A 6,896-nucleotide genomic window follows, 5' to 3' on the forward strand; every position below is an offset into this window, starting at 1 on the left:
GGCGCCCCGCCGGGGGGGGCCCGCCCCCCGGCGCAGGGGGTGGGCGGGGGGCCGGGCGGCCCCGGCCGCACACCTCCGCCACCTGCACCCGCTGGGCGGACGTCCGGGTGGTGGACCTCACGTCCCACGCCTCGGGACAGGGTGCGACACTGGCCGGGTGACAGACACCGCCGCAGCGCCCACGCAGACCATCCCCGCCGACCTGCTCCCCAAGGACGGCCGGTTCGGCTCCGGCCCCTCGAAGGTCCGTCCCGAGCAGGTGGAGTACCTCGCCGGGCTCGGCACGACCCTCCTCGGCACCTCCCACCGCCAGGCTCCCGTCCGCAACCTCGTCGGCGCGGTCCGCGAGGGCCTCGGTGAGCTCTTCTCGCTGCCCGAGGGCTACGAGATCATCCTCGGCAACGGCGGCTCCACCGCGTTCTGGGACATCGCCGCCTTCGGCCTCGTCCGCGAGCGCGCGCAGCACCTGTCGTTCGGCGAGTTCTCCAGCAAGTTCGCCTCCGTGACGCAGAAGGCGCCGTTCCTCGGGGACTCGACCGTCATCAAGGCCGACCCCGGCACGCTCGCCGCGCCGCGGGCCGAGGAGGGCGTCGACGTCTACGCCTGGCCGCACAACGAGACCTCCACCGGCGTCATGGCCCCGGTCAAGCGGGTCGAGGGCGCCGACGAGGGCGCGCTGGTGCTCATCGACGCCACGTCCGGCGCGGGCGGCCTGCCGGTCGACGTGGCCGAGGCGGACGTCTACTACTTCGGCCCGCAGAAGTGCTTCGCCTCCGACGGCGGCCTGTGGCTCGCGGCCTTCTCCCCCGCCGCCCTGGCGCGCGTCGAGGAGATCGAGGCGACCGGCCGCTGGGTCCCCGACTTCTTCAGCCTGCCGACGGCCGTGTCCAACAGCCGGCTCAACCAGACGTACAACACCCCGGCCCTGTCCACGCTCGCGCTGCTGCGCGCGCAGGTCGACTGGCTCAACGAGCAGGGCGGCCTCGACTGGGCCGTCGCCCGCACCGCGGACTCCTCGGGCCGGCTGTACGACTGGGCCGAGCGCACCTCGTACACGACCCCGTACGTCGCCGACCCGGCCGCGCGCTCGCAGGTCGTGGCCACGATCGACTTCTCCGACGACGTGGACGCCGCGGCGGTCGCGAAGACCCTGCGCGCCAACGGCGTGGTCGACGTGGAGCCGTACCGCAAGCTCGGGCGGAACCAGCTGCGTGTCGCCACCTTCCCCGCGGTCGACCCCGAGGACGTGAGCGCCCTCATCGCCTGCATCGAGCACGTGGTGGGCTGACCGGCCGCGACGCTTTCCGACGCCTCCTCAGGACCCGTGCCCCGCGCCACCGTGCGCGGGGCACGCGTCTGTCCACCGGCGAGATCGCCTGAGCACGCGTAACCTCGGCGACTCAGGCTCGTTGAACCTCACAACACGGGGTGGGACGACGACGTCGAGGAGCCGAGACATGAGCCGCGCAGGGCACGATCCGCAGCGAACCTTCCACCTGCCGTGGCGGGCGATGGCCGGGGGGCTGCCCGCCGTGGCACTCATCGGCAGCGGGATCGGCCTCGCGCTGACCGGCGGCCACCCCCTCACCCAGATCGCGAGCGACTCCGGTCCGGTCGTCACCGTCCCGAAGGACCCGATCGAGCAGCCCGCGGCCCCGACGCTGCCGATCCTCCCCGCACCGCCGGAGCAGCAGGCCACGCCGCTCGGTGGCGGAGGTGACTTCACGGCTCCCGCCGGCAGTCTCCCGCCGAGCCTGACGGTCAAGGGCATCCCGGCAGCCGCCCTCTCGGCATACCAGCTCGCGGCCCGCGTCGTCGACGCCGCGGACTCGCAGTGCCGCATCGACTGGGCCCTCATCGGGGCCATCGGCAAGGTCGAGTCCGACCACGGCCGCTATGGCGGCAACGGCACCGACTCGACCGGCACGGTCCGTCCGGGCATCTACGGCATCCCCCTCGACGGCGCGAACGGCACCGCGGTCATCCACGACACCGACGGCGGCGTGTTCGACCGCGACACCACGTGGGACCGCGCCGTCGGCCCGATGCAGTTCATCCCGGGCACCTGGCGGGTGGTCGGCGTCGACGCGAACCAGGACGGTCGCAAGGACCCGCAGAACCTCGACGACGCCGCCACCGCGACCGCCGTCTACCTGTGCTCCGGCCCCGGCGACCTCAGCACGCCGGCTGGCGCCCGCAGTGCCGTGCTGCGCTACAACCACAGCGACGCCTACGCCAACGAGGTCCTCGCGATCGCCGACGCCTACCGCCACGGCTACACCGTCGTGCCGGACACCGGGCTCGCCCCGGGCCAGGCGGACGCCGCGCCCTACCTGCCCTCCGGTGACCCGCAGACGATGGCGATGTACGACCCCGCGGCGGTCAGCGAGCCCGCCCCGTCGCGTGCGTCCGGGGGCAAGCCGGCCAAGGGCTCGTCCGGCGGTTCGGGCTCGTCGGGCGGCGGCACCAGCGCGGGCGGTGGCACGGTGCCGACGCCGACCGGCACGAGCTCGACGTCAGGGCCGGTCGGCCAGGTCGTCGGCGGGGTGACCGGCGTGGTCGGCGGCGTCGTCGGTGGCCTCACCGGCAGCACGCCCAGCTCGACCACGAGCTCCTCCACCCCGTCACCGTCCCCGTCGCCCACCTCGTCGACCTCCCTGCCGCTGCAGGTCCTGCCCACGAACGGGAAGTGCCCGACCGGCTACGACCCCGTGCTCAACACTCTCGGCATCACCGTCCTGTGCGTGCTGCACCAGTGACGCCGTCGGTGGCCGCCCGCGCGGTGGCCGCCGTCTGACCTCCTGGGGTGCGCCGACAACCCCCACGGCGCACCGGCGAGGGCCCACCACTCCTCGAGGGTGGTGGGCCCTCGTCGTGCCGTCAGTGCAGGACGCTCGCGACGACCGCCACGGCCACCACGATGACGAGCACGGCGATGGTCATGCGCCGGCGGAACGTCGGGGTCACCGGACCGCCTCGGGCACCGGCTCGGAGACGGGCGCCGTGGTGCGGATGCGCAGCCGCGGACGGCCCTTCGACTCGTAGGTCACCTGCACATTCTCGTGCTTCGCGAGCCAGTAGGACACCGCCACCAACGTGATGCCGACCGCGATGGTGCCGATGGCGATGGTCCAGCGGGGGCCCCAGGCGTCGCCGATCCAGCCGATCAGCGGTGCGCCGAGCGGGGTGCCGCCCATGAAGATCGCCATGTACAGCGCCATGACCCGGCCTCGCATCGCGGCGTCGACCCTCGTCTGCACCATCGCGTTCGCGGTGGTGAGGGCGGTGAGGGCGGCCAGCCCGGTGGGCACGAGGGCGACGGCGAACAGCACGTACGTGGGCGCCAGGGAGGCGAATGCCGTGGCGGCGGTGAACCCGACGAGGGCGACCAGCAGGGTGCGGAGCCGGGCCTGGCTGCGACGGGCCGACAGCAGGGCCGCCGTCAGGGAGCCGATGGCCATGATGGAGCCGAGCAGCCCGTACTCCTCCGGGCCCTTGCCGTACTCCTTGGTCGCCATGAGGGCGGTCGTCACCTGGAAGTTCATGCCGAACGTGCCCAGCACGAAGACGAGCAGCATCACTAGCTGGATGTCGGGGCGGTTGCGCACGTAGCGCACGCCCTCCTTGATCGCGCCCTTGCCCCGGGCCAGCCGGGGCGCCGGCTTGAGCTCGCTGCCGCGCATGGCGGCCAGGGCGAGCAGCACCGCGACGAACGTGAGCGTGTTCGTGAGCAGGGTCCAGCCGGTGCCGAACGCGGCGATCGTCAGGCCGGCGAGGCCGGGGCCGATGAGCCGGCCGGCGTTGAACGAGGCGCTGTTGAGCGAGACCGCGTTGGTGAGGCGGTCGCGCGGGACCATCTCGGAGACGAAGGTCTGGCGGGCCGGGTTGTCGAACGCCGTGGCCACGCCGGTCCACAGGGCGACGACGTAGACCATCCAGAGCTGTGCGTGGCCGGTGACGGTGACGAGGCCGAGGGCCAGCGACGACAGGGCGAGCGCCGTCTGGGTCACTGCCAGCAGCCGCCGCTTGGAGAAGCGGTCGGCGACGACCCCCGTCCAGGGCGCGAGCAGGAGGAAGGGCAGGAACTGCAGCCCGGTGACGATGCCGAGCGCGGAGGACGAGTGATGGGTGAGCTCGGTCAGGACCAGCCAGTCCTGGGCGACCCGGCCCATCCACGTGCCGATGTTCGACACGAACGCGCCGGTGGCGTAGATCCGGTAGTTCCGGACGCTGAGGGAGGCGAAGGTGGGGCTCACTCGCTCGCCACCCTCGTGAGGATCGCGGCGGCCCGCTGCAGGACCTCCTGCTCCTCGGCGCCCAGGTGGCTGACGCGCACCGACATCCACGCGTCACGACGGCGGCGGATCTCCTTGAGCAGCGTGGTGCCCTCACGGGTCAGCGACAGGATCACCTGCCGGCGGTCCTCGGGGTCGGCGGTGCGCTCGACGAGCCCTCGCTCGACGAGGCCGGCGACGGTGCGGGTCATGCTGGGCGCGCTCACCCGCTCGATCTCCGCGAGCTCCCCCGGCGTGCGGGGAGTTCCCTCGAGCCGGCACAGCACCGAGAACTGGTGCGGCGCGACCAGGTCGGTGCTCTCGAACCGGACCCGGCGCGAGATGCGCATGCAGGCGAGCCGGAGCTCACCAGCGAGGGCGGAGACGGCGGAGGGCGACAGTCCGGTGGCGGCGCGGCTCTTGCGCACGGGCGGTGGCGTCATGCATCTACTCCTCGGTCAGGTACTTAGCATAACTCATTACCTCTGCTAAGTATTTCCCGAGAGCCCGGACTGCCCGACCCGCCCCGGACGGACGTATGCCGCGCGGCCCCGGTCGGGGGCCACGCGGCATACGTGGGTGTCGCGGAGGTGCGCGGCGCTCAGTGCGCGCCGAGCAGGGACTTCACCGGGTCGATCGCGAAGTAGACGACGAACAGCGCCGACACCGCCCACAGCAGCGGGTGGATCACGCCGGCCTTGCCGCGGACGACCTTGATCACCGTGTACATGACGAAGCCCGCGCCGATGCCCGCCGTGATCGAGTAGGTGAACGGCATGAGCACGATGGTGAGGAACGCCGGGATCGCGATCTCGAGGTCCTCCCAGTCGATGCCGCGGACCTGCTGCATCATGAGGAAGCCGACGACGACCAGGGCCGGGGTGGCCGCCTCGTAGGGGACGATCTTGACGAGCGGGGCCAGGAACGTCGCCAGGAGGAAGAGCACGCCGGTGGTGACCGAGGCCAGGCCGGTGCGCGCGCCCTCGCCCACGCCGGAGGCCGACTCGATGTACGCCGTGTTCGAGGAGACCGAGCCGGCACCACCGGCGACGGCGGCGAGGCTGTCGATCAGGAGGATCTTGTCGGAGTTCGGCGGGTTGCCGTTCTTGTCGAGCAGCTTGGCCTCGGCGCCGATGGCGACCATCGTGCCCATCGTGTCGAAGAAGTCGGCCAGCAGCAGGGTGAAGACGAGCAGGATCGCCGAGACGACGCCGATCTTGCTGAACGAGCCCAGCACGTTGAAGTGACCCAGCAGGGAGAAGTCGGGCACGTCGACGAACTGGTCGGGCAGCTTCGGGACGTTGAGGCCCCAGCCGGCGGGGTTGACCACCTTGCCCGTCGCGTCGGTCTGGCCGCCGATCGAGCCGACGGCCTCGACGACGACCGCCAGGACCGTGGCGCCGACGATGCCGAAGAGGATCGCGCCCTTCACGTGCTTGACCATCATGATGACGATGGCGATGAGGCCGATGACGAAGACGAGCAGCGGCCACCCGTTGAGGAAGCCGCCGATCCCGAGCTCGACCGGCACGGGGCCGGTCGCCGGGCGCCGGATGAAGCCTGCGTCGACGAGGCCGATGATCGTGATGAACAGGCCGATGCCGACCGAGATCGCGGTCTTGAGCTCGCCGGGGATGGCCTTGAAGACGGCCTGCCGGAAGCCGGTCAGCACCAGGGCCGTGATGATGACGCCCTCGATGACGATCAGGCCCATCGCGTCGGCCCAGGTCATCTCGGGCAGCTTGGCGATGCCGAACGTGACGAACGCGTTGAGGCCGAGGCCTGTGGCGAGCGCGATCGGGAAGTTCGCGACCACCCCCATGAGGATCGTCATGACGCCGGCGACCAGGGCGGTGCCGGCGGCGACGAGCTGGATCGCGTGCGGGACGCCCTGCCCCCCGAGGAACTTGCCGGTCCCGTCGGCCTGCGTGCCGATGATGAGCGGGTTCAGCACGACGATGTACGCCATGGTGAAGAAGGTCACGAGTCCGCCGCGGACCTCCCGACCGACGGTCGACCCGCGCTCGGTGATCCGGAAGAACCCGTCGATGCCGCCGGTCTTCGCCGGGGCGGGTCGTTGCGCCGTCGTGGGCGCGGATGAGGGGTTGGCCATGGCGCACAGGGTAGGGCCTGCGTGTTTCGCGGATGTGAAGGCTACGCTGACCGCGTGACCGAGTCGCAGCGCACCGACGAGGGCCCGGCGGGGGCCGACGCGGGCGCAGTCGGCTCGGCCCACCCCTTCGGCGGGGTCCGGCAGCGCGACGGGCAGGTCGAGCCGGGTACCGGCGCGCAGGTGCCGCCCCCGGGGCGGGACGCTGCACCCGAGGCCGGCAGCCCGCTGGAGCCACTGGCCTGGAGCAGCGCGCGGATCGTGCTCGGCGGCCTCGTCCTGTGGGCCGTGGCCCTCGTCGTCACGCTGGCCGTGCCCGCCCTGCACACGGGCGACCGCGACTGGTGGCCCCGGTGCTGCGTCGCCGGGCTCGTGCTGGGCTCGGTCGGCTACGCCTACATGCGTCGCGGCCGAGGCAACGCCGCCGGCGCCCTCTGACCGACCACCCTCGTCCCCGCCTCGCCCCCGCAAAACGGCAGTTGCTGGCATGAAACGGCAGATCTGTAGTGCCG

At 72.3% G+C, this 6,896-nt stretch carries 6 protein-coding genes; 3 read left to right on the forward strand and 3 right to left on the reverse strand.

Going from position 1 to position 6,896, the window contains the following annotated elements:
* The first annotated feature begins 157 nt into the window (after positions 1–157).
* Both serC and ACFUC1_RS19810 read left to right on the forward strand, forming a co-directional pair.
* On the forward strand, positions 158–1,288 hold the full coding sequence (gene serC, locus ACFUC1_RS19805; protein ID WP_379122889.1) for a phosphoserine transaminase: 1,131 nt from the start codon (positions 158–160) through the stop codon (positions 1,286–1,288).
* Positions 1,289–1,457: 169 nt separating this feature from the next.
* Positions 1,458–2,759, forward strand: a complete 1,302-nt coding sequence (locus tag ACFUC1_RS19810; RefSeq protein ID WP_379122891.1) for a lytic transglycosylase domain-containing protein — start codon at positions 1,458–1,460, stop codon at positions 2,757–2,759.
* 204 nt (positions 2,760–2,963) lie between these two features.
* On the opposite strand, the gene ACFUC1_RS19815 is transcribed toward ACFUC1_RS19810, so the two are convergent.
* From ACFUC1_RS19815 to ACFUC1_RS19825, 3 genes are all read right to left on the reverse strand, one after another.
* Complete coding sequence (locus ACFUC1_RS19815; protein ID WP_379122893.1) at positions 2,964–4,256, reverse strand: MFS transporter; 1,293 nt, start codon at positions 4,254–4,256, stop codon at positions 2,964–2,966.
* Positions 4,253–4,717, reverse strand: coding sequence for a MarR family winged helix-turn-helix transcriptional regulator (locus tag ACFUC1_RS19820; protein ID WP_379122895.1), 465 nt, complete (start codon positions 4,715–4,717; stop codon positions 4,253–4,255). Before ACFUC1_RS19820 ends, ACFUC1_RS19815 begins: the two co-directional genes overlap by 4 nt.
* A gap of 158 nt (positions 4,718–4,875) precedes the next feature.
* The gene (locus ACFUC1_RS19825; protein WP_379122897.1) at positions 4,876–6,387 is read right to left on the reverse strand and encodes an NCS2 family permease; all 1,512 of its coding nucleotides are present in this window, start codon (positions 6,385–6,387) and stop codon (positions 4,876–4,878) included.
* 54 nt (positions 6,388–6,441) lie between these two features.
* Between ACFUC1_RS19825 and ACFUC1_RS19830 the strand changes: the two genes are divergently transcribed.
* Positions 6,442–6,822, forward strand: coding sequence for a DUF2530 domain-containing protein (locus ACFUC1_RS19830; RefSeq protein WP_379122899.1), 381 nt, complete (start codon positions 6,442–6,444; stop codon positions 6,820–6,822).
* The last annotated feature ends 74 nt before the right edge of the window (positions 6,823–6,896 follow it).

The sequence above is a fragment of the Pedococcus sp. NPDC057267 genome, from assembly GCF_042668795.1.
In the GTDB taxonomy this organism is placed as follows: Bacteria; Actinomycetota; Actinomycetes; order Actinomycetales; family Dermatophilaceae; genus Pedococcus.

What these genes read in the sequence shown, in the direction of transcription:
- ACFUC1_RS19810 (WP_379122891.1), top strand. Translation starts at nt 1,458, where the DNA reads ATGAGCCGCGCAGGGCACGATCCGCAGCGAACCTTCCACCTGCCGTGG.
- ACFUC1_RS19820 (WP_379122895.1), bottom strand. Translation starts at nt 4,717, where the DNA reads ATGACGCCACCGCCCGTGCGCAAGAGCCGCGCCGCCACCGGACTGTCG.
- ACFUC1_RS19825 (WP_379122897.1), bottom strand. Translation starts at nt 6,387, where the DNA reads ATGGCCAACCCCTCATCCGCGCCCACGACGGCGCAACGACCCGCCCCG.